This is a genomic window from Nocardia africana NBRC 100379 (assembly GCF_001612635.1).
GTDB classification, from domain to species: Bacteria; Actinomycetota; Actinomycetes; order Mycobacteriales; family Mycobacteriaceae; genus Nocardia; species Nocardia africana.
The window spans coordinates 98,594-122,504 of the sequence record NZ_BDAV01000020.1 but is presented as its reverse complement, the minus strand read 5'-3'; the positions used below and the strand labels follow the sequence as shown (position 1 = coordinate 122,504).

Here is a 23,911-nt window from a genome sequence, read left to right as displayed (position 1 = left end):
GCGGACCGCGATCCGTGCGTCAGCGTCCGAAAACGTTCACCGCGATTTCCCCGCCGAGGTGGTAGCCGGTGGACAGATGAAGATTGTCGCCACTCCAAAATCTGCCCGGGTCATACCAATTCGGACGCTTCTCGGGTAGCAATCCCATCGCCTGGTAGGTCATGGCGACGATTTCGGCGCAGTATGCGTTCTCCAGACCCGCCTGGGTCTCGCGGGATGTCGAACGCTTCGGCAGCGGTATCCGGCCCCGGAACCACCGTCCGGCCAGCGCGCTGGTCGAGGGAAAGGGCATGCCGTCCAGTCGCGCGACCGTCCGCAGTGCCGCGTCCTCCATCTCGCGCGTCACCGGCCGATCCAGCTGGCGCAGCCACGCTTGCTGCCCGTATTCGTTGGTCCAACGCAGAACCGCGGCCTGCAGGTCGTGCAGCTGGGCACCACGGTGATGGTTGCCCGACCAGACATCGGGCAGCGCCCGGCCGAGTTCGGCATGCCAGATCAGAGCCGGCAGGTCGTCGACGACGACCGCCATCCCGACGTGGTTGACCGGGCTGTTGGTCAGCCCCCGGATCGCGCGGTCGGCGCCGGAATGTCCACGGAACAGCCACAAATCGCCCGTCCGCGTGAGTTCGACCGCTTCATCCAAACCGATACTCGAGGGCGCTTCGCGTGGCACGACGACTAGCCTAGGCCGTATGCGGTGGTGGAAAGTACTCGGCTTGGCAGGGGCCGCGGGTGTCGCGGCGACCGGAGTGGTCATCGTGCGATCGGAGCGCAAACGCCGCGCCTATACGCCGGATCAGGTCCGGGACCGGTTACACGCCCGCCTCGGTGAGCAATCCGAGGTCGACGGCGACGGCGAGCACTGATCCGGCGCGGAAAGCATTCGCCCACAATAGTTTCGAAGCGAGCAGGCCGTCCTGTCCAAGGGAAAGCCGGAGCGCTCGTCAGTAGTTTCCGCCGGGTGGGTATTCGGAGAAGAACTGTTGTAGCAGAGGAGTGGCGGCGTCGAGCCCCCACCGAACGACGCCGAGTATGGCGTTGCCCGTATTGATGACCACGAAGCCGATGACATCGCGATTCTGTTCGGCGAGTTGCTGAAGTGGCTGGATGATATTCGTGAACATGATGTGTCCTTCGCATCCGGGAGGATGGATACGTTCCAGGCTGCCACAGTGGTCACCGGGTGACCAGGTCTTCACCGCCGCCACTCACGGCGCTGTCGACATCACCGGAGAGGGCGTCGAGGCGTGCCCGCTCGACCGCTGCGTTCCAGCTGTCGCGGGTTTCGCCCTCGGGCCCGGTGGCAGTGACCGGCCGATCCGCGCCGCGGCCCGCGTCGACGGCGTCGCGGAGCAAACCCGAGCCAGCGATCGCGCATCACCTGCGTATCCAGCTCGTCTTCGGTTCGGTCGGGGTCGAACGCCTCACCGTCCACCCATCCCGGACATCGCGATTCCCCGCACGAACGACTTCTGGGCGAACGCGTAGATCAGCAGCATCGGCGCCACCATCAGGATGGAGGTCGCCATCAAGATCGGCCAGTTGGTTTCGTACTGGCCCTGCAGACGCACCAAACCCAGTGTGAGCGTGGAGATCTCGTTGCGCTGGATCATCACCAGCGGCCACAGGAAGTCGTTCCACACCGTCACCCAGGTGAGTACCGCGAGGACCATGACCGCCGGTCGGGCGTGCGGTAGCAGCACGCGCCAGTACGTTTGCCACACCGAGCAGCCGTCGAGAATGGCCGCCTCTTCCAATTCGACCGGCAGGGTGATGAAGAACTGGCGCATCAGATAGGTGCCGAAGGCGCTGCCGAACAGGCCCGGCACGATCATGGCCAGGGGGCTGTCCACCCAGCCGAAGGTCCGCATGAGGATGAACTGGGGGACGACCGTGACGGTCGCCGGGACCATCAGGGTGGCGAGGTAGGCGACGAACAGGACGTCGCGGCCCTTGAACGGCAAGCGGGCGAAGGCGTATCCGGCCAGTGAGCAGAAGAACACCTGGCCCGCGGTGACGCAGCCAGCATAGAGAACGGTGTTGAAGAAGATCCGTCCGAACGGCATCAGGTCGAAGATGTCGCGGTAGTTCGACCACGCCGGGCGGGCCGGGACGATGCTGGTGTCGGAGATGTTGCCCTGCTTCTTCAACGAACTCGACAGGGCCCACAGCAGCGGGAACAGTGCGCACCAGGCCATCGCGACCAGCACCAGATACAGCAGCACCCCGCGCCCGGTGCGGCGGAGAACGGCTCGATTCGCGGTCGCTGTCGCCACCTAGGCCTCGCTTTCGTAGGCATCGCCGCCACGGGTGAATCGCAATTGGAGCAATGTCAGCACCAGCAGGATCGCGAAGATCACCCAGGCGAGTGCGCAGGCGTAGCCGATGTCGTCGAAGGAGAAAGCGTTCTGGTACAGCATGATTCCGAGCACGTACGTGCCGGTTTCGGGGCCGCCCTTGCCGCCGGTCAGAACGTAGGCCTGATCGAACACCTGGAACGAATTGATGACCGTGATGACGAACGCGAACGCCAGCGCGGGCCGGATCAGTGGGACGGTGATCGAGCCGAACCGGCGCACAGCCCCGGCGCCGTCGATCCTGGCGGCCTCGTACACGTCGTCCGGGATGCCCTGCATGGCCGCGAGCAGGACGACGGTGACGAAGGGGACGCTCTTCCACACACTGACCAGGCACAGCGAGACCATCGCCCACCCGGGATCGGTCAGCCACGGGACCGGACCGATCCCGATCCAGCCGAGGGCCGTGTTGAGCACCCCGTAGTCGGTGCTGAAGGTGAGCCGCCAGACCACCGCCATCGCCACGGTCGAGGCGACCAGCGGCATGAACATGATGCTGCGAAAGATGCCTATGCCCTTGAGCTTTCGGTTCAGAGCCGCAGCGACGGCGAGACCGATGACGATGGTCGGGATCAGCGTGCCGACGGTGAAGATCACCGTGTTGCGCAAGGCCACCCAGAACAGTGGGTCGTGCGCGACGAGGCGGCGGAAGTTACCGATGCCGACGAACGTCGGCGAACTGAACAGATCCCAGCGGTGCAGGCTCAGGTACAGCGTGAACACCAAGGGGAACGCCATGAACACCGCGACCGCGAACAGGTTGGGGGCGATGAACATTCGGCCCGCGGCGGCCTTGCGGCGGCTCAGCGCTGAGCGTCGTGGTGTCGTCATACGGCCCCCAGTGCGATGCCGGGCACCCGGTCGGCACAGCGAGCCGCTGCGCGATTGTCGCTCACTGTGCCCCGTGATATGCGGGACACCCGCACCCGGTCGGCACAGCGAGCCGCTGCGCGATTGTCGCTCACTGTGCCTCCAGGAGGTCGTTGATCTGGCCGGCGAGGCCCTGCTTGAACCACTCCGCGGGCGCGGCCCCGCGGAACACGTGGTCGTATCCCTGCTGGATCACCGCGTCGACGCGTGGCCATGCGGGCGTGACCGGCAGGTTGCTGGCGTGATCGCCGCCGTGGAACACCTCGAGGTTGTGCACTCTCGTGTGGGCCTGCGCGAATCCGTCGGAGGCGAGCGCCGATTTCAAGGCGGGGACGAACAGTCCCGATTTCGCGATGACCGCCTGACCGACCGGTCCGGTGGCGAATTTGACGAATTCCCAGGCCTGCTCCTTGCGCGGGCTGTCGGCCGCGATCGACAGGCCGGTAGTGCCGATGTCGGAGCGAGCGGCGGTACCGCGCGGGCCGACCGGCAGCACCGTGACGTCGAAGTCCAGGTCCGGCTGTCCGGTGTAGGCGCTGTACATCCAGTGTCCCGACAGTGCCATCGCGGCTTTGCCCTGGGCGAACATGTCCGACGACGAAAGCGATTGCTGGAATTCGATTTTCGGCATCACCCGATGCCGAGTGGACAGGTCGGTATAGAACTGGACGCCCTCGATGAAGGCGTCCTTATCGATATTGGTGCGGGTCGGGTCGATGGACGGGGTGAACCATTCCACGCCGTTGTTCATGCCGAAGCAGCTGGCGGAATAGTAGACGGTCCAGGGATCCACGAATCCCCACTGGGTGACGTCGCCGGAGCTGTCGCGTTTGGTCAGCGCCTGTGCGGCGTCGAGGAATTCGTCGAAACTCCAGGCGTCCTCCCACCGTGCGGGTGGAGGGGAGAGTTTGGCGTCGGCGAAGAGCTTCTTGTTGTAGTACAGGAAGATTCCGGCCCATTGCTCGGGTAGTGCGTACTGCGCGTTCTTGTAGCGGAACGTGTTGTACAGGGCGGTCGAACTGTCCTTCTTCAGCTCGGCGGCATACGCCGGGTCCTTGTCCAGGATCGTGTCGAGGTTTTCGAATATGCCGCGTTCGGCGAGGAAGGAATAGGACAGGTCCCACGACATCAGCACGTCCGGGCATTTACCGCCCGCGCAGTAGGTGAGGATCTGGGTCTGCGGATCGGGTCCCGACATCTGGGTTCGCACCTTGATCTCGGGATGTAGCTTGCGGAACTCGTCGATGATCGCCAGCCGGACCTTCGCCTCGTCGGGTTTGGCCTGGAAGAAGAAGGTGAGCGCGTCGTCGTTGTCGCCGCAGCCGGTCATCGAGGACGCGGCCGCTGCCGCCCCGGCCGCCGCAGCACCTCGCAGGAGCGTGCGCCGGTCGAACCTCCGAGTCGATGCCACCCGCGCCCCCGTTCGGCTGCAACAAGCGAACTTCATTGCAGAAGAACGTAATACCGCAGTGGCGGATTCGTCTGGAAATCCACACGAGACCGGCCGAACGAATGCTCCGGCTCGTGAGCGGGCGGGAGCAGCCCATAGATACGCGGCAGATTCCCGGCAATCGCTCGTGAACCGCCCGGTGTCGGCCTCGAGGGAGACGGACCTCATGATCGGCGCTGGTCGTGGTGAATCGCGCGGCCACCTCACGGGCTGGCATCGGCGCCTGGTACTCCCATCCGCCTGCGGAGCAAACATTGATCAACCCACTCGACGCCCGAGCGCGGCATACTGGACACATAGCGCCGACGTCGTCCTCGGGAGGATCGAGATGGCAAACAACGGGCCTTTCGGGATCGATCCGGAAGAATTCGAGCGCGCTCTGCGCGAGGCCGAAGTCGAGTTCCGCGACCTGCTCGGGAAGGCCGCCGGATACCTCGACCGCACCACCGCCAACTCGCTGACGTCGCTGTTCGGCCAGTTCGTGCAGCCGGAACGCGCGCGGTCGCCGGAACCGGACGACACGACGACCGGCGAGACCGGCAGCGGAGTGTGGGCCATCTACAGCGTCGACGACGCGGGTGAGGCCCGGGTCGAGCAGGTCTTCGCGACCGAACTCGAGGCCCTCCGCGCACATCGCGACAACACCGACGAACGCCGTAGGGTGCGTTTCCTGCCCTACGGCGTCCCCACCAGCGTGCTCGACCGGACCTGAGGCGCCCGGCCGGGCAGTTTCGGTGGTCCACCGGCGGCCGGTGGGGTTACCGTCAGGCGATGCTGAATTGCCGGATCTTGCGGTACATGGTGGCGCGGGAGATGCCGAGGTCGGCCGCGGCCGCTTGTTTGTCGCCGTTGTGATCGAGAAGGCTGCGGATGATGGCGTCGCGTTCGAGGGCTTCCATGGCGGTGAGGGTACGGCGGCTGAGCGAATGACATTCGGGTGGAAGTTTGTCCGCCGCAATGACTCCCGAGCGTTGCCGCGCCAAGGTGTCGACGAGGACCTGCCGTAGCTGCGCGACGTTGCCCGGCCAGGGAAGTTTCGTCAGCTGGCGGTGCGCGGCAGGAGAGAGCTGGACGTCGGTTCCTTTGGTCAGTTCGCGGAGCAGATGAGGCACCAGCTCGTCGAGATCCTCGATGCGGTGGCGCAGTGCGGGGACTGGAACGGTGTGCATGAACAGCGGAAGCAGCTGGGACTCGACATCGGGCGACTGGGTCGAGGAGCAGATGGTCGCGGCGATCCAGCCGCGCCCCGCACACGACTGCAGAATGCTCGACATCGGTTCGATGACGTCGCGGGGCAATTCATCGATGTCGGTGAGGACGATATCGAAGTCGTCCTTGGCGACTTGGTACTCGAGGATGTTCAGAAAGTCGTCGTCTGCGTGATCTCCATCGATGCTCAGTACCCGGACCGCGCGGCCGGGGCGGACGTGACGAGCGACCATTTCCGCGAGTTTGGCGCGCCCGGAGCCGGGTTCTCCGTCGAGAACCACCCAGCTGCGGTCGGCGCAGCACCGCTCGACCTGCCGGCAGCTGCGCTGCCATGAACTGCTTCGTCCGGCCAGTCCCGGAATCGTCGGCCTGCGTGCGGCGAGAGCGGAGGTGCTCGGCGTGCTGCCCGTCAGCGCGACGTGAGCCACGATGTCGGTCCGGCCGTTGCACGAGCCGATCCGTTCGGCGATGGTGAGTTTGGCGGAGTGTCCACTGGGCAGCACCGCTCCGACGGTGTGCGACAAGGAACGTTGAAGGTCGGTCGCGTGTTCGAGAACAGCATGCTGATCCAATGCGTCGAGTGATTGGCGCAGGTAGCGATTCATCAACATCACGTCGTCACCGACCGCCAGCACGCCTCCCGGGTAACGGCGGCACTGCCGCACATAGGCCTCCATCAAGGCGGCTTCGCTCTCGGTGGCCTGCGCGCGCAGCCGGTCTTCGATCTGCGCGCCCGCGCTCTTCGCGAGGGCGACCAGCACCGAATCGGATCGACGCGCCCAGCAGGTGAGGTCGAGTATCCCGACCACGCGTCCCGACAGGGGATCGCGGATCGGCGCGCCGGCACAGGCGAGTTGGCCGAGTGCCCCGAGGTAGTGCTCGCCGCCGCGGATGAACGTCGGCCGTCCGGTCTCGAGGGCCGTGCCGATCCCGTTGGTACCCACGAACTTCTCGGCGTAGCTGTAACCGGAAGCCAGCTGAACAGAGTCGAGGGTACGACGTATTCGCGCGTCGGCGGCGACGCGATCGAGAATCAAACCGTCCGCGGAGCTCAATATGACGCTGACGGCCTGGGTGGCCAGATCGTCGGCAAGTCGGTGGATTACCGGGCCGGCCGCGGTGACGAGTGGAGATTCCAGATCCGGTTCCCGCACGAAAGGCAAGTCCACGCGATCGGGATGCACCCGAAGCTCGCGGGACCGTTGCCAGGAATTTCGCACCGTGCCCGAAACGAGTACGTCGTCGACAGATCCGGAGTTCAGGAACTGATCCCGTGCCAGCAACAGCCGAGTGCTGGTGTCTTCGTCGCTCACCATCGATCTACCTCATCTTCGAGTCCGCGCACAATTACGCTACCCGGCGTCAGTGTGAGCCAGATCTCATTTTGAGACGTCGGGGTATCTCGGCCCACCTCACCATCTCTTCGTCGGTGCGCGGTGATTCCGGGGCGATGTCTGTGGCTCGGCCGCGACCGGCGCTTCGAACGATCCCGGTTGTCGCCGGGATCGGCACCCGACCTACCCCTGTCCGAAAGGAAGAGCTGTGCCTGAGGAATATCCGTCCATCGGCGAGGCCGAGACCGTACCCGCAGTATCCGGCTGCCCCGTCATGTCCGGTCGCCTCACGCACCCGGTCCAGGGTGGCGGCAGCAACCGCGCGTGGTGGCCGAACCAGGTCAACCTGAAGATTCTGCAGAAGAACCCGGCCGAGATCAGTCCCTTCGACTCCGACTACGACTACGGTGCGGAGTTCCGGTTGCTGGATCTGTCCGCGGTGAAGGCGGACATCGTCGAGGTGATGCACACATCACAGGAGTGGTGGCCCGCCGACTACGGCCACTACGGTCCGTTCTTCGTCCGGATGGCCTGGCATGCGGCGGGCACCTACCGCATCCACGACGGCCGCGGCGGCGCCGGCGCCGGAATGCAACGATTCGCGCCGCTGAACAGCTGGCCCGACAACGCGAACCTCGACAAGGCGCGTCGGCTGTTGTGGCCGGTGAAGCAGAAGTACGGCAACAAGCTGTCGTGGGCCGACCTCATCGTCTACGCGGGCAATGTGGCGCTCGAGGATATGGGCCTGCGGACCGCCGGGTTCGGAGGCGGTCGCGTGGACCGGTGGGAGCCGGAGGAAGACGTCTACTGGGGGCCGGAGCAGACGTGGCTCGCCGATGAGCGCTATTCCGGTGACCGCGAGCTGGAAAACCCGCTCGCCGCCGTGCAGATGGGCTTGATCTACGTCAATCCCGAAGGGCCCCAAGGCAATCCGGATCCGCTGCTGGCCGCCGACGACATTCGCGAAACCTTCCGGCGGATGGCCATGAACGATGTCGAGACCGCGGCGCTGATCGTCGGTGGTCACACCTTCGGCAAGACCCACGGCGCGGGCCCGGCCGGCGACGTCGGACCCGAGCCGGAGGCGGCACCGCTCGAAGAGCAGGGGCTCGGATGGCGTTCGTCCTTCGGCACCGGCGCCGGCGAGGATGCCATCACCAGTGGGTTGGAGGGTGCCTGGACGCCGACCCCGACGACGTGGGACAACTCCTTCCTGGAGACCTTGTACGGCTACGAGTGGGAGCTGAGCACGTCGCCGGCCGGGGCCAAGCAATGGGTTCCGAAGGATGGAGCCGGGACGGGGACAGTCCCCGACGCACACGTGCCCGGGAAAACACACACCCCCGTCATGCTCACCACCGATCTGGCCCTGCGATTCGACCCGAGCTATGAACAGATCACGCGTCGTTGGCTGCAGAACCCGCAGGAACTGGCCGACGAGTTCGCCAAGGCGTGGTACAAGCTGACCCACCGCGATATGGGACCTCTCATCTGCCACCTGGGACCGCAGGTGCCCAGCACGCCTCAGCTGTGGCAGGACCCCATCCCCGCCCCGGACCACGACGTGATCGACGCCGCCGGTATCGCCGAGCTGAAGCGCCGTGTGCTCGCCTCCGGGTTGAGCGTCGCGCAGCTGGTCGAGACGGCGTGGGCGGCAGCGTCGTCGTTCCGGGGTAGTGACAAGCGCGGCGGGGCCAACGGTGGTCGCATCCGCCTGCAACCTCAGGTCGGCTGGGAGGTCAACGAGCCCGACGAGCTGGCCCGGGTGATCGCCGTACTCGAGGGCATCCAGGAGGAGTTCAACGCCGAACAGACTGGGAGAGTGGCGGTTTCCTTCGCGGATATGGTTGTGCTCGCCGGATGCGCCGGTGTCGAGCGGGCGGCGGAGAACGCCGGGTTCCACATCGAGGTTCCCTTCGTACCGGGACGGACCGACGCTACGCAGGACCAGACCGACGTGGAGTCGTTCGCCGCGCTCGAGCCGACCGCCGACGGCTTCCGCAACTATGTCGGCAAGGGCGGCCGCCTGCCGGCGGAGTTCCAGCTGGTGGACCGAGCCAATCTCTTGACTCTGACGATTCCGGAGCTGGTGGTTCTGGTCGGCGGGCTGCGGGTATTGGGCGCCACCCACAACGGGACACCTCACGGGGTCTTCACGGACACCCCTGGGGCGCTGAGCAACGACTTCTTCGTGAATCTGCTTGATATGGGCACTGTTTGGAGTCCGTCCACGACGGAGGAGGGCATCTACACCGGGAACGATCGCTCGACCGGAAAAACGGTGTGGACCGCCAGCCGTGTCGATCTGGTGTTCGGTTCGAACTCGCAGCTGCGTGCGCTCGTGGAGGTGTACGCGCAGGACGACAACGAACGCAAGTTCGTCGAGGACTTCGTCGCCGCGTGGGTCAAGGTGATGAACCTGGATCGTTTCGACCTGGCCTGATCCCCATTCTCACTGTCCGGTGCCGCGAGCGGGTCTCGCGGCACCGGACAGCTGCGTTTCCGGGGATCCCAGCCACTGTGACCCTCGTCTCAGACTGAGACGCTCCGGCCGGACATTCTCGGCTGCAATGGATTTCGCAACGTCCCCCACTGCCGGCATACCGGCCGGCTGTTGTGACCCAGGAGGCGAACATTGAGTAGGCAAAGCCTGACGAAGGCCCACGCGAAGATCACGGAGTTGTCGTGGGAACCGACCTTCGCGACCCCGGCGACGCGCTTCGGCACCGATTACACCTTCGAGAAGGCTCCGAAGAAGGATCCCCTCAAGCAGATCATGCGGTCCTACTTCCCCATGGAGGAGGAGAAGGACAACCGCGTCTACGGTGCGATGGACGGCGCGATCCGCGGCAATATGTTCCGCCAGGTACAGCAGCGGTGGCTGGAATGGCAGAAGCTGTTCCTGTCGATCATTCCGTTCCCCGAGATCTCGGCCGCGCGCGCGATGCCGATGGCGATCGACGCGGTGCCGAATCCCGAGATCCACAATGGTCTCGCGGTGCAGATGATCGACGAGGTGCGGCACTCGACGATCCAGATGAACCTCAAGAAGCTGTACATGAACAACTACATCGACCCCGCCGGGTTCGATATGACCGAAAAGGCGTTCGCGAACAACTACGCGGGCACCATCGGCCGCCAGTTCGGTGAAGGCTTCATCACCGGCGACGCGATCACCGCGGCCAACATCTACTTGACCGTCGTCGCCGAAACCGCTTTCACCAACACGCTTTTCGTCGCCATGCCCGACGAGGCCGCCGCCAACGGCGACTACTTGCTGCCGACGGTGTTCCACTCGGTGCAGTCCGACGAATCGCGCCACATCTCCAACGGCTACTCCATCCTGCTGATGGCGCTGGCCGACGAGCGCAACCGCCCGCTGCTCGAACGAGATCTGCGCTACGCCTGGTGGAACAACCACTGTGTGGTCGATGCCGCCATCGGCACCTTCATCGAGTACGGCACCAAGGACCGCCGCAAGGATCGCGAGAGCTACGCCGAGATGTGGCGGCGCTGGATCTACGACGACTACTACCGCAGCTACCTGATCCCGCTCGAGAAGTACGGCCTGACGATTCCGCACGACCTGGTGGAGGAGGCGTGGAAGCGCATCGTCGACAAGGGCTACGTCCACGAGGTGGCCCGGTTCTTCGCCACCGGCTGGCCGGTCAACTACTGGCGCATCGACGCCATGACCGACAAGGACTTCGAGTGGTTCGAGCACAAGTACCCGGGCTGGTACTCGAAGTACGGCAAGTGGTGGGAAGAGTACAACCGCCTGGCCTACCCCGGCCGCAACAAGCCGATCGCGTTCGAGGAGGTCGGCTACCAGTACCCGCACCGCTGCTGGACCTGCATGGTGCCCGCCCTCATCCGTGAGGACATGGTCGTGGAGAAGGTGGACGACCAGTGGCGGACCTACTGCTCGGAAACCTGCTACTGGACCGACGCGGTCGCCTTCCGCGGCGAGTACGACGGTCGCCCGACCCCGAATATGGGGCGGCTCACCGGTTTCCGGGAGTGGGAGACCTTGCACCACGGCAAGGATCTGGCCGACATCGTCTCCGATCTGGGCTACGTGCGCGACGACGGTCGGACCCTCGTCGGCCAGCCGCACCTCGACCTGGACGACCCGAAGAAGCTGTGGACCCTCGACGACGTGCGAGGCAACACCTTCCAGAGTCCGAATGTGCTGCTGAACGAGATGTCCGACGCCGAACGCGAGGCGCACGTCGCCGCGTACCGGGCCGGTAGCGCCGTTCCCGCCTGATTCCGGGCCCGGTGGGTGGTGCCGGCCGCTATCCGGCGCCACCCACCGGCTCACCATTCGTTCACCAGCCCAGGAGACACCCCGTGGCCGACAAACACCGTATCAACTTCGAGCCCGTCGACATCGAGATGGAAGTCGGTGAAGACGAGTACATTCTCGACGCCGCGTTCCGGCAGGGAATCCATCTGATGCACGGATGCCGTGAGGGGCGGTGCTCGGCCTGCAAGTCGTTCGTCCTCGACGGCGACATCCAGATGGACGACTACTCGACCTTCGCCTGCAACGACGCGGAGGTCGACGAGGGGCACGTATTGCTCTGCCGCTCAACGGCATACAGCGACTGCACGATCGAACTGCTGAATTTCGACGAGGACGAATTGCTCAGTGGTGTGCCCATCCAGAATGTGCGCACCCGCGTCGTCGCGATCGAACCGAAGACCAGGGACATCGTGTCGCTGCGACTGCGAGCGGTGGAACCGGCCGGATACGAGTTCAAACCCGGTCAGTACTCCGACCTGCACATCCCCGGAACCGACGAACACCGCTCGTTCTCCATGGCCACCACCGCCTCGGAAACCGATCATGTCGAATTCCTGATCAAGAAGTATCCCGGCGGCAAGTTCGCCGGTCTGCTCGACGACGGGATCGGCGTGGGCGACGAGATCGCGCTGACCGGACCCTACGGGTCGTTCACGATCAAGGACGGGCACGTCCTGCCGCTGGTTTTCATCGGCGGCGGCGCGGGCATGGCGCCGCTGCTGTCGTTGCTGCGGCACATGAACGAGACGGGCAACAGCCGGCCGGTGCACTTCTACTACGGCGCCCGCACTCCCGAGGACCTGTTCTACCTCGACGAAATTCGCGAACTCGGCAGCACTCTGACCGACTTCGTCTTCGTCGCCTGCCTGTCGGAATCGATGGATCCGCAGCCCATGCGCTCCATCGAGGTCGAACAGGGCAACGTCACCGACGTGGTCGGCCGGCGGGAGGCGGATCTGGGCCGGACCGAGGTCTATCTGTGCGGGCCGCCGCCGATGGTCGACGCGGCGCTGGAACTGCTCGCGGCCGGCGGTACCCCGCACGACCAGATCTTCTACGACAAGTTCACCAGCCCCGCCTTCGACTAGTCCCGCAGGAACCGACAGCACCCCACATCGACAAGAACTGAGAAAGAGATGACGACAAGCACAGGGACCAAGCAACGTAGCTTTCCCACAATCGAATTCACCGATGCCGAGGCCGGCGCACTGGAGTTTCCGAGCTCCCGCAGTCGCACCTTCACCTACTACACGCCGGCCAAGAAGCGGTCGACGATGTACGAGGACGTGACCGTCGACGTGCAGCCCGACCCCGAGCGCCACCTCTCGCAGGGCTGGATCTACGGCTTCGGCGACGGCCCCGGTGGATACCCCAAGGAGTGGACGGCCGCGCGATCGTCGAACTGGCACGCGTTCCTCGACCCGAACGAGGAATGGGACCAGACGATCTATCGCAACAACTCCAAGGTGGTCCACCAGGTGGAGTTGTGCCTGTCGAACGCCAAGCGCGCCCGCGTCTACGACGCCTGGAACACCCCGTGGCTCACCTTCGTCAGCCGCAACCTGGGCGCCTGGATGCATGCCGAGAACGGTCTGGCCCTGCATGTTTTCACCTCGATCCAGCGGTCGTGCCCGACGAACATGATCAACACCGCGGTGGCGGTGAACGCCGCACACAAGCTGCGTTTCGCTCAGGACCTGGCGCTGTTCAATTTGGACTTGTCCGAGGCCGGCGTCGACTTCGACGGCTCACTGCACAAGCAGGTGTGGCAATCCGCGCCCGAATGGCAACCCACCCGCGAGGTCGTCGAGCGGCTGACCGCGGTGCCGGACTGGTGTGAGCTGCTGTTCGGCTCCAACGTCGTTTTCGAGCAGCTGGTCGGCACCCTGTTCCGCAGTGAGCTGGTCATGCAGATCGCCGCGGGCAACGGCGACTACATCACTCCGACCATCGTCGGCACCGGCGAGCACGACTACGACCGCGATCTCGCCTACACCCGCAACCTGTTCCGGTTGCTCACCCGTGATCCGGAATACGGCGCCGCGAACAAGGAACTGTTCGGCACCTGGCTCGAAACCTGGGTTCCGCGTTGCCTCGCGGCCGCACGGGCGTTGCAGCCGATCTGGTCGCAACCCGCTCAGCAGGCGGTCACCTTCGCCACCAGCATGGACGCCGCCATCGCCAAGTTCTGTTCGCTGCTCGAGGACATCGACCTCGACGTTCCCAAGGAGTTGAAGAAGTGAGCATGCAATTCGGATCGTCCACCGAGTTCTCCAATATGTGCGGTGTCACGTTGATGAACACCCCGATCGGCCGCGTCGTCGCCGAAGTGATGGGCGCCAAGGACGGTGTGGAGCTCACCGAGTACCCGTCGATGATCCGGGTCGACGGTCAGCGGTTGCTGGACTTCGACTACGCCGAACTCAGCGAAGCGCTCGGCGAGGAATTCGACGGTTCGATCTTCGAGGAGATCAGTTCCACCCACTACGGCCGGATGGTTCACCTCGACGACAAGACCTTGCTGTTCGCGAGCCCGGAGGACGCCGCCGAGTACATCGGCTTCGACCTCACCGTGCAGTAGCGGCGCCGGGGCGCAGCCCGGCCGCTCGCCGGCGCCGTCGTACCTGCCCGGCGGCGCCGGCGACGTCCCCACCGCCTGCGGCCTCGGTTCACCGTTCGTCCGCCTCGAGGTCGTCCTCAGCCGGTGATCGACCGGCATTCACCTGCAGTGATCAACAGAAGAAACCGGAGCATCCGCCATGTATGAGAAGAACGGCGAGAAGTACTTCATCGTCGATGGTCACGTCCATATCTGGGACGGCCGCGAGTCCAATCACAAGAACGTGCACGGCAGGGAGTTCATCGACTGCTTCTACGACTATCACAAGAATCTCAGTCCCGCGGAGGCCGTGTGGGACTACGACACCTACACCTACTACGGCAGCGAACGCTTCGAGCGCGACATTTTCGGCGAGGGATACGTCGACCACGCGATTTTCCAGGCGACGCTGCTCAGCGACTTCTACCGCAACGGATTCGGGCAGACCGAGGAAGCGCTCGCGCTGGTCGCCAAGCATCCCGGAAAACTGACCTACAACCACGCCTACGACCCGCGCTACGGCGAAGCCGGACTCGACCAGCTGCGCCGTGACGCCGAGCGGATGAATTTGCAGGGCGTCAAGCTCTACACCGCCGAGTGGTACGGCGACTCCCGCGGCTACAAACTCGACGACCGCTGGTCGCGTCGCTACCTCGAAGAGTGCATTTCGTTGGGTATCAAGAACATTCACGTTCACAAGGGCCCCACTATCCGGCCACTCGACCGCGACGCGTTCGACGTGTCCGATGTGGACAAGGTGGCCACCGACTACCTCGAGCTCAACTTCGTCGTCGAGCATGTCGGGCTGCCGCGGCTCGAGGACTTCTGCTGGATCGGTACTCAGGAATCCAATGTCTACGGCGGACTCGCGGTGGCGCTGCCGTTCATCCACACCCGCCCTCGCTACTTCGCCCAGATCATCGGTGAGCTGCTGTATTGGATCAAGGAGGACAAGATTCTGTTCGGCAGCGACTACGCCCTGTGGACTCCCAAGTGGTTGATCGAGCAATTCGTGGACTTCCAGATCCCCGAGGACATGCAGACCGACTACCCGCCGATCACCGTCGAGCAGAAAAAGAAGATTCTGGGGCTCAACGCGGCCGCTCTGTACGACATCGAGGTGCCGGCCGAGTTGGACCTGCAGCATCCGGAGCCCGGGTTGCGTGAGCCGGAGAGCGTGTTGTCATGACCACGACCGTCGCCTGCACCGAACGGGATCTGCTCGATGCGCTCTCGACGGTAGTCGACCCGGAACTCGACGAGCCGATCACCGATCTGGGGTTCGTTCGCTCGCTCACCATCGACGACCGCGGTGTCGCCGTTCACCTACGCCTTCCCACCGCGTTCTGCTCACCCAACTTCGCCTATCTGATGGCGGCCGACGCGCTCGATGCCCTCCGGATGGTCGAGGGAGCCGGTGAGGTGCGGGTGATGTTGGACGACCATCACGACAGCGACAAGATCAACGCGGGCTTGGCCGCCGACGCCGGCTACGTCGGCACCTTCGGACCCGAGGCGGAGGACAGCCTCTACGAGCTGCGCAGGACGTTTCTGGTGAAGGCACACGCCGCCGCGATGGAACGGTGCGTGGAAGCACACATGCGGCGAACCGGGCTGAGTGTCAACGAGATTCACCACCTCACCCTGGCCGACCTGGCACCGGGACCGGACAAGGCGGCCTTGCTGCGGCGGCGCACACGCATCGGACTGAGCGTCTGCCCGGCCGGGCGGGTGGTGGTCGACGAGCACGGCAGACCCATCCCGTCCGATGACGTGCCGAGGCGGCTCAGATTCGCGAAATCCGTGCGCATCTCGATCGAGGGCAATGCCCACTTCTGCCGCGGACTGCTCGCGACCCGCTACGCCGACAGCGAATCGGTCGGCACCACACCGCGAATCGAAGACCTGAGAACAAGGAGCCCGCGATGAAAGCCGTGCAGGTGGTGGGATACCACACCAAGCTGCAACTCACCGAAGTCCCCGAACCGAAGATCCAGGGGCCGCTCGACGTGATCGTGCGCATCGGCGGTGCCGGTGTATGCCGTACCGATCTGCACATCCTCGAAGGACAGTGGGAGGACAAGAGCGGAGTCCGGTTGCCGTACACGATCGGACACGAGAACGCGGGATGGGTGCACGCGGTCGGCGATGCCGTCACCAATGTGGCCGTGGGCGACAAGGTCATCCTGCACCCGTTGATCACCTGTGGACTCTGCCGCGCGTGCCGCTTCGGCGACGACGTGCACTGTGAGAACAGCGCATTCCCCGGGATCGACGTCGACGGCGGTTACGCGGAATACCTGCGCACCACCGCCCGCAGCGTGGTCCGGATCGACGACTCCCTCCAGCCTGCCGACGTCGCCGCCCTCGCCGACGCGGGTCTGACCGCCTACCACGCCGTCGCCAAGGTGGCGACGTCCACACGCCCGGGTGATGTGTGCGTGGTGATCGGCGCCGGCGGCCTCGGTCACATCGGAATCCAGGTGCTGAAGGCGATTTCCGCGGTCACCGTCGTCGTCGTGGACCGCAATCCCGAGGCGGTCGACCTTGCGGTCAGGATCGGCGCCGACCGAGGCATCGTCGCAGACGGCACCCAGGTTCGGCAGGTACTCGATCTCACCGGCGGACACGGTGCCGAGGCGGTGGTCGACTTCGTCGGTGAGGGCGGCACCACCAGGGAAGGCGTCGCGATGCTGCGCCGCGCCGGCAATTACTACGTGGTCGGGTACGGCGAGAACATCGATGTCGCGACGATCGACGTGATCTCGACCGAGATCAACTTCATCGGAAATCTCGTGGGCTCCTACAACGATCTGCAGGAGCTGATGACCCTCGCCGCTCAGGGCAAGGTCACGTTGCACACCACCACGTACCCGCTCGAGAGCTTCCAGCAGGCACTCGACGATCTCGACGCCGGACGCGTACGAGGCCGGGCGATTCTCGTCCCGTAGGGCGGCTCTTCGCTCGCGGAAATCAGGAAAGGAAGATCAGCCATGGCCAAGGAGCTGCGCTACAACAAGGACGCCCGGTCGCGGCTCGAGCACGGCGTCAACGCCCTCGCGGACGCGGTCAAAGTGACCCTGGGGCCCAAGGGTCGCAACGCGGTGCTCGAGAAACTCACCGGACCGCCGACGATCACCAACGACGGCGTCACCATCGCGCGTGAGATACAGCTGCGCGACCCGTTCGCGAATATGGGCGCGCAACTGGTCAAAGAAGTCGCGATGAAGACCAACGGCACCGTGGGGGACGGAACGACAACGGCGACCGTGCTGGCGCAGGCGATGGTCCGTGAGGGTCTGCAGGCTGTCGACTCCGGAGCCAATCCCATGCGGGTGCGCCGCGGCATCGAGCGTGCGGTGACCGCGGTCGTGGACTCGCTGCACAGTCAGGTTGCCGAAGTCGGCGGTCCGAGCGATCTGCAACGGATCGCGACGCTCGCCGCCAGTGACGACGAGGCGATCGGCCGAGTCATCGCCCAGGCCGTCGACTACGTCGGCCGGTCGGGCGTCGTCACGACGGTGGAAAGCGACGGACTCGGCCTGTCGGTGGACATCGTCGACGGCATCGAGTTCGACCATGGCTACACCTCCGGATACATGGTCACCGACCCGGAGCGGATGGAGGCGGTACACATCGATCCGCTGATCCTGCTGACCAACAAGAAGATCACCCAGGTCCAAGACATCATGCCGAGCATCGAGGTGGCCAAGCGGGCCGATCGACCGCTCGTCGTGCTGGCCGAGGACGTCGACGGCCCCGCGCTCCAGCTGCTCGTCGGCGGCAATATGCACAAGACGATGCAATCGGTGGTGGTTCGCGCACCCGGCTTCGGCCATCGGCGCGTCGCCGAACTCGAGGATCTGGCGGTCGCCCTGGGCGGGCACGTCGTCGCCAAGGACACCGGCATCGAATTGTCGGAGATCACGGCCGAACACCTCGGCTCCTGCGATCGGATCACTGTCACCGAGAACGAGACGACCATTGTGGGCGCCCACGGTGACGGCAGCCGGCTGCATGCCCGCATCGCCCAGCTCGAGGCCCAGCTCGAGCGGGCCAAGATCGATGCCGACCGGGACAGTCTCGAACTGCGCATCGCCCGCCTCACCGGGCGGGTCGCCGTCATCCGGGTCGGAGGGGCGACGAGCGTCGAACTCAAGGAACGGATGCTCCGAGTCGAGGATGCCCTCGCGGCCACTCGCGCCGCTGTCGAGGCGGGCATCGTCGCCGGCGGCGGCACCGCGCTCGCGCAGTCGCGTCGCACCCTGGCCGGTCTGGATCTGCCCGCCGACGAGGCGATCGGCCGCGACGTCGTCGGCCGCGCGCTGGCCGAACCGCTGCGGTGGATCGCGATCAATGCCGGTTTCGACGGTGACGAGATCGTCGAAGTCGTTGCCGGGCTGCCGATCGGGCACGGCTTCAACGCGCTGACCGGAACCTACGGAGACATGTTCGACGACGGCGTGATCGATCCGTTCAAGGTCACCCGCGCCGCCTTGGAAAGCGCGGCGTCGATTGCGGCACTTCTCATCACCACCGAGACCGCGATCGTCGAGGAGACGCTCTACAACCCGGGCGCCATCGTGGCGCCGGGGTTCGGTGACCTCGCCGAAGGCATGGTCCGCCCGTCCAACATCTACTGAGCGCCGGTGACGACGACCGGTCACCACCTCGCCCCCGCAGATCGAGGTGGTGACCGGAAGTGAAGCCGGCGACATGCCGCTGTTCGCCGTCCGGCCGGATTTCGGCCGGGAGAAGGAATGCTGATGATTTTCATTGTGGTGAAGTTCCAGGTTCGTCCGGAAAATATCGACAACTGGCTGTCCCGCACGGAGGAATTCACGAAGGCCACCCGGGCCGAGCCGGGAAATCTGTGGTTCGAATGGCATCGGAATGTGGACGACCCGTCCGAGTTCGTTCTGGTCGAAGCATTCCGCGACGAACAAGCCGGATCGGACCATGTCGATTCCGCCCATTTCCGCAAGGGACTGGAATCGATGCGACCCGCGTTGCGTGAGACGCCGCGCATTCTGCATATGCAGATTCCCGAAAACGATTGGGCCCGAATGGGCGAGCTCGACATCGCGGAACAGTCCGGGAACAGGTAGAACGAATGACCGGGACGTTGACCGGGCCGATTGCGGAATTGACAGCGTCGCTCGGCGACGCTGTCGTGACCGACCGGCAGACGATGATCGGCTACCTGCGCGACCACTCGTTGCTGTCGCGCGCCGGAGATCCGATCGCTGTGGTGCGTGCGCGCACGACCGATCATGTGGTCGCCACGCTGACCACGGCGAACCGCTACGGTGTTCCGGTCGTGACCCGGGGGGCCGGCACCGGATTGGCCGGGGGCAGCAACGCGCTCGACGGCGGCATCGTTCTGAGCACCGAACGGTTCGATCGAATACTTCATATCGATGAACAAGCGCGTACGGCCACGGTCGAGCCGGGGGTGGTGAACGGCGATCTGGCAGCGGCCGCGGAAAAGCTGGGCCTGTGGTATGTCCCCGATCCGGGCAGCCGCGCATCCTGCACCATCGGCGGCAATCTGGCCACGAATGCCGGTGGCGCCTGCTGTGCGAGGTACGGCGTCACCGCCGATCACGTCGCACGGATCAAAGCGGTCCTGCCCGACGGCCGAATCATCCACACCGGAGCGGCCACCAGCAAGAACGTGGCAGGACTCAACCTGACGCAGCTCCTGGTCGGATCCGAGGGCACTCTGGCGGTGATCGTCGAGGCCACGATGCGGTTGCGACCCAAGCCGGTGCAATCGGCCACGGTCGTCTCGGTGTTCTCCTCGGTCGTCGACGCCGTCGCGGCGGTGGTGGCGATCCGGGCCGTCGCGGAGCCGAGCGTCGTGGAGATGATGGACAACGCGACCATCGTGGCTGTCGACGCGATGACTCGCATGGGAATCGACGACACCGCCGGTGCGCTGTTGCTGATCCGGTGTGACGGCCCGGCCGCCGAGATCGAGGCCGAACGCTGCGAACAGGGATGCCGCGGCGTGGGCGCCCGGGAGGTTTACGTGACCACGGACCCCGCGGAAGGCGACGCGCTCATGGAGGCCCGCCGCGTCGCGCTGCCCGCCCTGCAGCGCTACGGCAGCACTCTGCTGGACGATCTCGCCGTGCCCGTGATGCGGCTTCCGGAGATGATCGACGCCATCGCGTGGATCGCCGAGCGCTATCACCTTCTGATCGGTACGTTCGGCCACGCCGCCGACGGCAACCTCCATCCGACCATCGTGTTCGACGCCACGGATCCGGACGCAACCGCCAGGGCCTACAGCGCCTTCGACGACATGATGAACCGCTGTCTGGCGCTGGGCGGTTCGATAACGGGCGAGCACGGAGTGGGCGAACTCAAGCGCCGGTATCTCGAACCTATGGTCGGCGCGGTCGAACTCGATGTGATGCGGCAGATCAAGCACGCCTTCGATCCGAAAGGGATTTTGAATCCCGGGCGTGCGATATGACCCCGCTCATACCGAGGTGGTTCCGGTGGTCATCTTCGTAACCTCTATCGGGCCCGACCATCCGCAGGGAAGTGCGCACGAGCCGTCGGTGGTCACACGGGTTTTCCCGTCCGCGTAATATGTCGCGACCAGGAATGCCTGCGCCGGGTAACCGCATTGCGGACACGACCCGAAATAGTTGAGGACCTCTCGCCGTCGTCGGTCGAGGACGCGTGCAGGCCCGCTCGGGCGCTCGGAACACTGCCGATCCGATTGTTTTCCCATGGCAATTCCCGGTCGTACTCGGTTGCATTCGAGATAGTTTGTCGGCCCCTCGGGTTCACTTCTTTGTGAACCGCACCGGCATCGTTGACGGAGGGGCGACGACGTTATTTTCCTTCACCGCTCGAGAGGTGATTTCGACATTAATAGGTGCCGGAACGGGCGGGTGTTTCATTTCGAGACAGAAACTGGTATCGAACACCGCTTCACCGGTCCTGACGGTCACGTGGACGGTGAGGTCGCCGGGCAGGTGGACGTCGGACAACACACGGCTCGGGTCTCCGCCTGAGTCGGAACGACGGCCGACGACCGAACGTCCAGTGCCGCATCGAGTTTCGGCTGCCGCCTCGGTGCGGCGGCAGCCGTCGTCGACCCCGGGGTGCCGTGGCGTCGTGTCGACGTTCAGTGCGGAGTCGCCTCGGCATTCCCGTTCGCCAGGGCGAGTGCTTGCGGGTCCTCGTCGGGTTGGCCGGTGCCGGTGGTGATCAGGTCGCGCAGGCTCGTGTCGATGTAGAACGACCAGCCTTTGCGGCAGACGTCGAAGCATTCGAACGCCGGGGTGAGGCCGACGTGGGTGAAGCGGAGTTCGGTGGTGCCGGCGCGGCGGGCGATCTCGAAACGGATTTCGGTGCCGTTCCATTCGGTGTGGTCGTCGACGAGGGTGAGTCGGGCATCGAGGACGCGCCAGACGACGCGGTCGTGGGGGACGACCTCGGTGACCTCGATCGTGGCGCGATGTACGCCCGGAACCTCGTAAGTGAAGACGTCTCCGGGCTTTTCGCTGCGTCCGGTGAGAGCTTTCGACCACCAGCCACGCACGTCGAGCACGGCGGCGAAGGCTGTCTCGGGACTCCGGTCGGTGGCGAAGGAAGTCGTGAAGTGCGGTTCGGTCATGGGTTACTCCCTGAAGGGGTGGGTGAATCGGCCGCGATATTCAACCGATGGGTTGACAGTAGGTGTGTGGAGACGGAATAGTCAACCATGTGGTTGAGAATTCTTCGGAACGGCTCGACGTGGTGTTCCACGCGCTGTCGGACTCCACGCGCCGCTCGATGCTGCGCACGCTGGCGCGGCGTCAATGCAGCGTCGGGGAGCTGGCCGCGCCGTACGACATCTCGCTCGCGGCCGCGTCCAAACACATCAAGGTGCTCGAGCGGGCCGGGCTGGTGCGACGCAGCGTGCGCGGGCGCACGCATCTGTGCCGGCTCGATCCGCGCCCGCTGCGAGATTGCGCCGAATGGGTGAACTTCTACGAGCGTTTCTGGGACGAGAGTCTCGACGCTTTGGAAGCCGCACTGCGGCAGGAGGATTCGCGAGATGAGTGACTACGGGGAGGTCATCGAACCGGGCACGGTCCGTATCGAACGGCTGTTGCCGGGGCCGATCGAACGGGTCTGGGCGTATCTGACCGATATCGACAAACGCGCGACCTGGCTGGCCGGCGGGCTGCTCGAACAGGTCACCGGCGGCCGGGTCGAACACATCTTCCGCATCCACGAACTCACCGGCGAAGGCGATCCCGCCGCGGTAGCCGACCGCAGGCATGGTGAGGTGCTCGAATGGGATCCTCCGCATCTGCTGCGCCACACCTGGAGCACGGGCGGCGGCCTCGCCGACTCGGACGTGACCTTCGCGCTCGAACGGGTCGCCGACAAGGTCCGTCTGACCGTCACCCACCGCCGGCTCCCGACCCGCGACGAGATCCTCGATATCGCGGCAGGCTGGCACACCCACCTGGACATCCTGGGCGCCAGGCTCGCGGCGTCCGCACCCGATCCGTTCCGGCCGAAGTTCGAATCCCTTCGCGCAGAATACGAATCGCTGTTCCGCTCGGAATCGCCGGATGACCGCTGATCTCGGCAACCGCGGGCACCACGAGGCGTAACCACCTTTGTCGCAACGCATCTGGTGCGAGCGAACCGGTGGAGCGGTGGTGCGCGGTCGAGCTGGTTCCACACCGGCGCGCCCAGTGAGGAACTGAATGGCGTTCTCCGGCTGAGCGGTGCGATCCCGCACGAGATCGAGCAGTTGCGCACGCTGTTCGACGGCGTACCGGCGTGCTGGCATTTCTGGCCGGACGTCGATGCGCCGGAGATTCCGGAGCTGCTGCGCCGCCGGGGACTCGAGCGGTTCGAAACCGAACCGCTGATGATGCTCGCCGATCCTGATCGGGGCGTGCGCCGGGGGCTCGGACGGCCGGAACCCATCGAGGACGTGGCCGACGACCGTGGCCTCGCCGAGTGGGCGCGAGTCTGGTCGGGCGCGATCGATGTCGACGACCTCGTGACCGGTCTACGCCAAGGTATGGATCGCGGGTCCACGCGCTACCTGCTCTGGCGTGAAGGCGGCGAGGTGCTCGGCTGTGCCGCCGTCGTGACCTGCGCCGCGGGCGCGTCGCTCGAGCACATCGTGACCCGGGCCGATCATCGTGGAGAAGGCATCGGGACCGCGCTCACTCGGCATGCCCTGGCGCTGGCCCTCGACTCGGGTGCTCGGCGGGTCGTACTCACCGCCTCGCCGGACGGAGAAGGGATCTATCGGCGCCTCGGCTTCGTCACCGTCGGGCACGTCGAGCGTTATGCGTGATCGGCAGCCGCGACGAGGAGGTTGTCGGCCAGGTTGCCGAGGAACCGCAGCAGGAATCGCTTCCACAGCCATCCGGTGCCCGGGATGCGTTCGACGAACTCGCCCGACCATCGCACCGTCGTGGTGCCGTCGTCGTGGGGCGTGAACTCGACCCGTGCGTGGTAGTCGCGCACCGGCCAGCGGGTGAGTATGCGGTAGGCGTGCACGCGCGGGCGATCGTCGATGGTGATCTGCTCGGGCGTCCGGAATCGCGGCGTGCCCATCATCCGCACGCGCCCGACGATGTCGTCGCCGACGCCGGTGTGGCCGTCGCGCCAGGTCGCGTGGGTGATCAGCGGTCCGGCCCATCGGGGCCAGCTCTCGGCATCGCGGATCAGATCGAACATCGCCTCCGGGGTGGCGGGCCCGCGGCGATCCAACCGGTATGTGAACGTTCTGCCGAGCATGGCGGC

General features: G+C 65.3%; 26 protein-coding genes. 16 read left to right on the top strand and 10 right to left on the bottom strand.

Annotation, left to right across the window (positions count from 1 at the left end; genetic code table 11):
* Positions 1-19: 19 nt before the first annotated feature.
* Positions 20-673: a hypothetical protein gene (locus NA3_RS30710; protein WP_174561126.1), complete on the bottom strand. Its 654-nt coding sequence runs from the start codon at positions 671-673 to the stop codon at positions 20-22.
* Positions 674-692: 19 nt separating this feature from the next.
* On the opposite strand from NA3_RS30710, the gene NA3_RS37845 reads away from it, so the two are divergent.
* Complete coding sequence (locus NA3_RS37845) at positions 693-866, top strand: hypothetical protein (protein ID WP_167355065.1); 174 nt, start codon at positions 693-695, stop codon at positions 864-866.
* Between the two features lie 78 nt (positions 867-944).
* Here the strand turns inward: NA3_RS37845 and NA3_RS30705 are convergent, their stop codons facing one another.
* The 5 genes from NA3_RS30705 to NA3_RS30685 all read right to left on the bottom strand — a co-directional run bounded on the left by NA3_RS30705 (position 945) and on the right by NA3_RS30685 (position 4,674).
* The gene (locus NA3_RS30705; RefSeq protein WP_062967601.1) at positions 945-1,124 is read right to left on the bottom strand and encodes a hypothetical protein; all 180 of its coding nucleotides are present in this window, start codon (positions 1,122-1,124) and stop codon (positions 945-947) included.
* 52 nt (positions 1,125-1,176) lie between these two features.
* On the bottom strand, positions 1,177-1,356 hold the full coding sequence (locus NA3_RS30700; protein WP_062967599.1) for a hypothetical protein: 180 nt from the start codon (positions 1,354-1,356) through the stop codon (positions 1,177-1,179).
* Positions 1,357-1,424: 68 nt separating this feature from the next.
* The gene (locus NA3_RS30695) at positions 1,425-2,276 is read right to left on the bottom strand and encodes a carbohydrate ABC transporter permease (RefSeq protein WP_227995156.1); all 852 of its coding nucleotides are present in this window, start codon (positions 2,274-2,276) and stop codon (positions 1,425-1,427) included.
* Positions 2,277-3,188: a carbohydrate ABC transporter permease gene (locus tag NA3_RS30690; protein WP_062967597.1), complete on the bottom strand. Its 912-nt coding sequence runs from the start codon at positions 3,186-3,188 to the stop codon at positions 2,277-2,279. It abuts the gene before it with no gap.
* 130 nt (positions 3,189-3,318) lie between these two features.
* Positions 3,319-4,674: an ABC transporter substrate-binding protein gene (locus NA3_RS30685; RefSeq protein WP_062967595.1), complete on the bottom strand. Its 1,356-nt coding sequence runs from the start codon at positions 4,672-4,674 to the stop codon at positions 3,319-3,321.
* 331 nt (positions 4,675-5,005) lie between these two features.
* On the opposite strand from NA3_RS30685, the gene NA3_RS30680 reads away from it, so the two are divergent.
* The gene (locus tag NA3_RS30680) at positions 5,006-5,389 is read left to right on the top strand and encodes an Rv0313 family protein (RefSeq protein ID WP_062967593.1); all 384 of its coding nucleotides are present in this window, start codon (positions 5,006-5,008) and stop codon (positions 5,387-5,389) included.
* A gap of 52 nt (positions 5,390-5,441) precedes the next feature.
* Here NA3_RS30680 and NA3_RS30675 read toward each other — a convergent pair whose 3' ends face one another.
* Entirely contained in the window at positions 5,442-7,202 is a 1,761-nt protein-coding gene (locus NA3_RS30675; protein ID WP_062967591.1) for a sigma-54-dependent Fis family transcriptional regulator, read from the bottom strand.
* 226 nt (positions 7,203-7,428) lie between these two features.
* On the opposite strand from NA3_RS30675, the gene katG reads away from it, so the two are divergent.
* The 11 genes from katG to NA3_RS30620 all read left to right on the top strand — a co-directional run bounded on the left by katG (position 7,429) and on the right by NA3_RS30620 (position 20,612).
* Positions 7,429-9,663, top strand: a complete 2,235-nt coding sequence (gene katG, locus NA3_RS30670; RefSeq protein WP_062967589.1) for a catalase/peroxidase HPI — start codon at positions 7,429-7,431, stop codon at positions 9,661-9,663.
* 192 nt (positions 9,664-9,855) lie between these two features.
* Positions 9,856-11,490, top strand: a complete 1,635-nt coding sequence (locus tag NA3_RS30665; RefSeq protein WP_062967587.1) for a ferritin family protein — start codon at positions 9,856-9,858, stop codon at positions 11,488-11,490.
* An 83-nt stretch (positions 11,491-11,573) separates the two neighbouring features.
* Positions 11,574-12,617, top strand: a complete 1,044-nt coding sequence (locus NA3_RS30660) for a 2Fe-2S iron-sulfur cluster-binding protein (protein WP_062967585.1) — start codon at positions 11,574-11,576, stop codon at positions 12,615-12,617.
* A 48-nt stretch (positions 12,618-12,665) separates the two neighbouring features.
* Entirely contained in the window at positions 12,666-13,772 is a 1,107-nt protein-coding gene (locus NA3_RS30655; RefSeq protein WP_062967583.1) for an aromatic/alkene monooxygenase hydroxylase subunit beta, read from the top strand.
* Positions 13,769-14,110, top strand: a complete 342-nt coding sequence (mimD, locus tag NA3_RS30650) for a propane 2-monooxygenase effector subunit MimD (RefSeq protein ID WP_062967581.1) — start codon at positions 13,769-13,771, stop codon at positions 14,108-14,110. Before NA3_RS30655 ends, mimD begins: the two co-directional genes overlap by 4 nt.
* A gap of 178 nt (positions 14,111-14,288) precedes the next feature.
* Positions 14,289-15,317, top strand: a complete 1,029-nt coding sequence (locus NA3_RS30645) for an amidohydrolase family protein (protein WP_062967579.1) — start codon at positions 14,289-14,291, stop codon at positions 15,315-15,317.
* Positions 15,314-16,057 (top strand): iron-sulfur cluster assembly protein, encoded by a 744-nt coding sequence (locus NA3_RS30640; protein WP_062967577.1) that lies wholly within the window; start codon positions 15,314-15,316, stop codon positions 16,055-16,057. The genes NA3_RS30645 and NA3_RS30640 overlap by 4 nt, the downstream gene beginning before the upstream one ends.
* Positions 16,054-17,079, top strand: a complete 1,026-nt coding sequence (locus NA3_RS30635; protein WP_062967575.1) for an NAD(P)-dependent alcohol dehydrogenase — start codon at positions 16,054-16,056, stop codon at positions 17,077-17,079. The genes NA3_RS30640 and NA3_RS30635 overlap by 4 nt, the downstream gene beginning before the upstream one ends.
* 42 nt (positions 17,080-17,121) lie before the next feature.
* Complete coding sequence (gene groL, locus NA3_RS30630; protein WP_062967573.1) at positions 17,122-18,771, top strand: chaperonin GroEL; 1,650 nt, start codon at positions 17,122-17,124, stop codon at positions 18,769-18,771.
* A gap of 123 nt (positions 18,772-18,894) precedes the next feature.
* Positions 18,895-19,236: a putative quinol monooxygenase gene (locus tag NA3_RS30625; RefSeq protein ID WP_062967673.1), complete on the top strand. Its 342-nt coding sequence runs from the start codon at positions 18,895-18,897 to the stop codon at positions 19,234-19,236.
* Between the two features lie 5 nt (positions 19,237-19,241).
* Positions 19,242-20,612 carry an FAD-binding oxidoreductase gene (locus tag NA3_RS30620; RefSeq protein ID WP_062967571.1) on the top strand — a complete coding sequence of 457 codons (1,371 nt, stop codon included), beginning with the start codon at positions 19,242-19,244 and terminating at the stop codon, positions 20,610-20,612.
* 319 nt (positions 20,613-20,931) lie between these two features.
* Here NA3_RS30620 and NA3_RS37220 read toward each other — a convergent pair whose 3' ends face one another.
* Both NA3_RS37220 and NA3_RS30615 read right to left on the bottom strand, forming a co-directional pair.
* A complete protein-coding gene (locus NA3_RS37220; protein WP_128145305.1) occupies positions 20,932-21,141 on the bottom strand; it encodes a hypothetical protein in 210 nt (69 codons plus the stop codon).
* 134 nt (positions 21,142-21,275) lie between these two features.
* Positions 21,276-21,767 carry an SRPBCC family protein gene (locus tag NA3_RS30615; protein WP_062967569.1) on the bottom strand — a complete coding sequence of 164 codons (492 nt, stop codon included), beginning with the start codon at positions 21,765-21,767 and terminating at the stop codon, positions 21,276-21,278.
* Positions 21,768-21,856: 89 nt separating this feature from the next.
* Between NA3_RS30615 and NA3_RS30610 the strand changes: the two genes are divergently transcribed.
* The 3 genes from NA3_RS30610 to NA3_RS30600 are packed head-to-tail and all read left to right on the top strand — an operon-like array spanning position 21,857 to position 23,459.
* Complete coding sequence (locus tag NA3_RS30610) at positions 21,857-22,198, top strand: ArsR/SmtB family transcription factor (protein WP_062967567.1); 342 nt, start codon at positions 21,857-21,859, stop codon at positions 22,196-22,198.
* On the top strand, positions 22,191-22,727 hold the full coding sequence (locus tag NA3_RS30605; protein ID WP_062967565.1) for an SRPBCC family protein: 537 nt from the start codon (positions 22,191-22,193) through the stop codon (positions 22,725-22,727). The genes NA3_RS30610 and NA3_RS30605 overlap by 8 nt, the downstream gene beginning before the upstream one ends.
* Positions 22,728-22,781: 54 nt before the next feature.
* Entirely contained in the window at positions 22,782-23,459 is a 678-nt protein-coding gene (locus tag NA3_RS30600; protein WP_062967563.1) for a GNAT family N-acetyltransferase, read from the top strand.
* Here the strand turns inward: NA3_RS30600 and NA3_RS30595 are convergent.
* Positions 23,450-23,905, bottom strand: coding sequence for an SRPBCC family protein (locus NA3_RS30595; RefSeq protein WP_062967561.1), 456 nt, complete (start codon positions 23,903-23,905; stop codon positions 23,450-23,452). The genes NA3_RS30600 and NA3_RS30595 overlap by 10 nt on opposite strands.
* Positions 23,906-23,911 lie beyond the last annotated feature (6 nt).

What these genes read in the sequence shown, in the direction of transcription:
- NA3_RS30605 (WP_062967565.1), top strand. Translation starts at nt 22,191, where the DNA reads ATGAGTGACTACGGGGAGGTCATCGAACCGGGCACGGTCCGTATCGAA.
- groL (WP_062967573.1), top strand. Translation starts at nt 17,122, where the DNA reads ATGGCCAAGGAGCTGCGCTACAACAAGGACGCCCGGTCGCGGCTCGAG.
- NA3_RS30635 (WP_062967575.1), top strand. Translation starts at nt 16,054, where the DNA reads ATGAAAGCCGTGCAGGTGGTGGGATACCACACCAAGCTGCAACTCACC.
- NA3_RS30620 (WP_062967571.1), top strand. Translation starts at nt 19,242, where the DNA reads ATGACCGGGACGTTGACCGGGCCGATTGCGGAATTGACAGCGTCGCTC.
- NA3_RS37845 (WP_167355065.1), top strand. Translation starts at nt 693, where the DNA reads ATGCGGTGGTGGAAAGTACTCGGCTTGGCAGGGGCCGCGGGTGTCGCG.
- NA3_RS30680 (WP_062967593.1), top strand. Translation starts at nt 5,006, where the DNA reads ATGGCAAACAACGGGCCTTTCGGGATCGATCCGGAAGAATTCGAGCGC.
- NA3_RS30615 (WP_062967569.1), bottom strand. Translation starts at nt 21,767, where the DNA reads ATGACCGAACCGCACTTCACGACTTCCTTCGCCACCGACCGGAGTCCC.
- NA3_RS30640 (WP_062967577.1), top strand. Translation starts at nt 15,314, where the DNA reads ATGACCACGACCGTCGCCTGCACCGAACGGGATCTGCTCGATGCGCTC.
- NA3_RS30625 (WP_062967673.1), top strand. Translation starts at nt 18,895, where the DNA reads ATGATTTTCATTGTGGTGAAGTTCCAGGTTCGTCCGGAAAATATCGAC.
- NA3_RS30655 (WP_062967583.1), top strand. Translation starts at nt 12,666, where the DNA reads ATGACGACAAGCACAGGGACCAAGCAACGTAGCTTTCCCACAATCGAA.
- NA3_RS30690 (WP_062967597.1), bottom strand. Translation starts at nt 3,188, where the DNA reads ATGACGACACCACGACGCTCAGCGCTGAGCCGCCGCAAGGCCGCCGCG.
- NA3_RS30645 (WP_062967579.1), top strand. Translation starts at nt 14,289, where the DNA reads ATGTATGAGAAGAACGGCGAGAAGTACTTCATCGTCGATGGTCACGTC.
- NA3_RS30675 (WP_062967591.1), bottom strand. Translation starts at nt 7,202, where the DNA reads ATGGTGAGCGACGAAGACACCAGCACTCGGCTGTTGCTGGCACGGGAT.
- NA3_RS30705 (WP_062967601.1), bottom strand. Translation starts at nt 1,124, where the DNA reads ATGTTCACGAATATCATCCAGCCACTTCAGCAACTCGCCGAACAGAAT.
- NA3_RS30595 (WP_062967561.1), bottom strand. Translation starts at nt 23,905, where the DNA reads ATGCTCGGCAGAACGTTCACATACCGGTTGGATCGCCGCGGGCCCGCC.
- NA3_RS30685 (WP_062967595.1), bottom strand. Translation starts at nt 4,674, where the DNA reads ATGAAGTTCGCTTGTTGCAGCCGAACGGGGGCGCGGGTGGCATCGACT.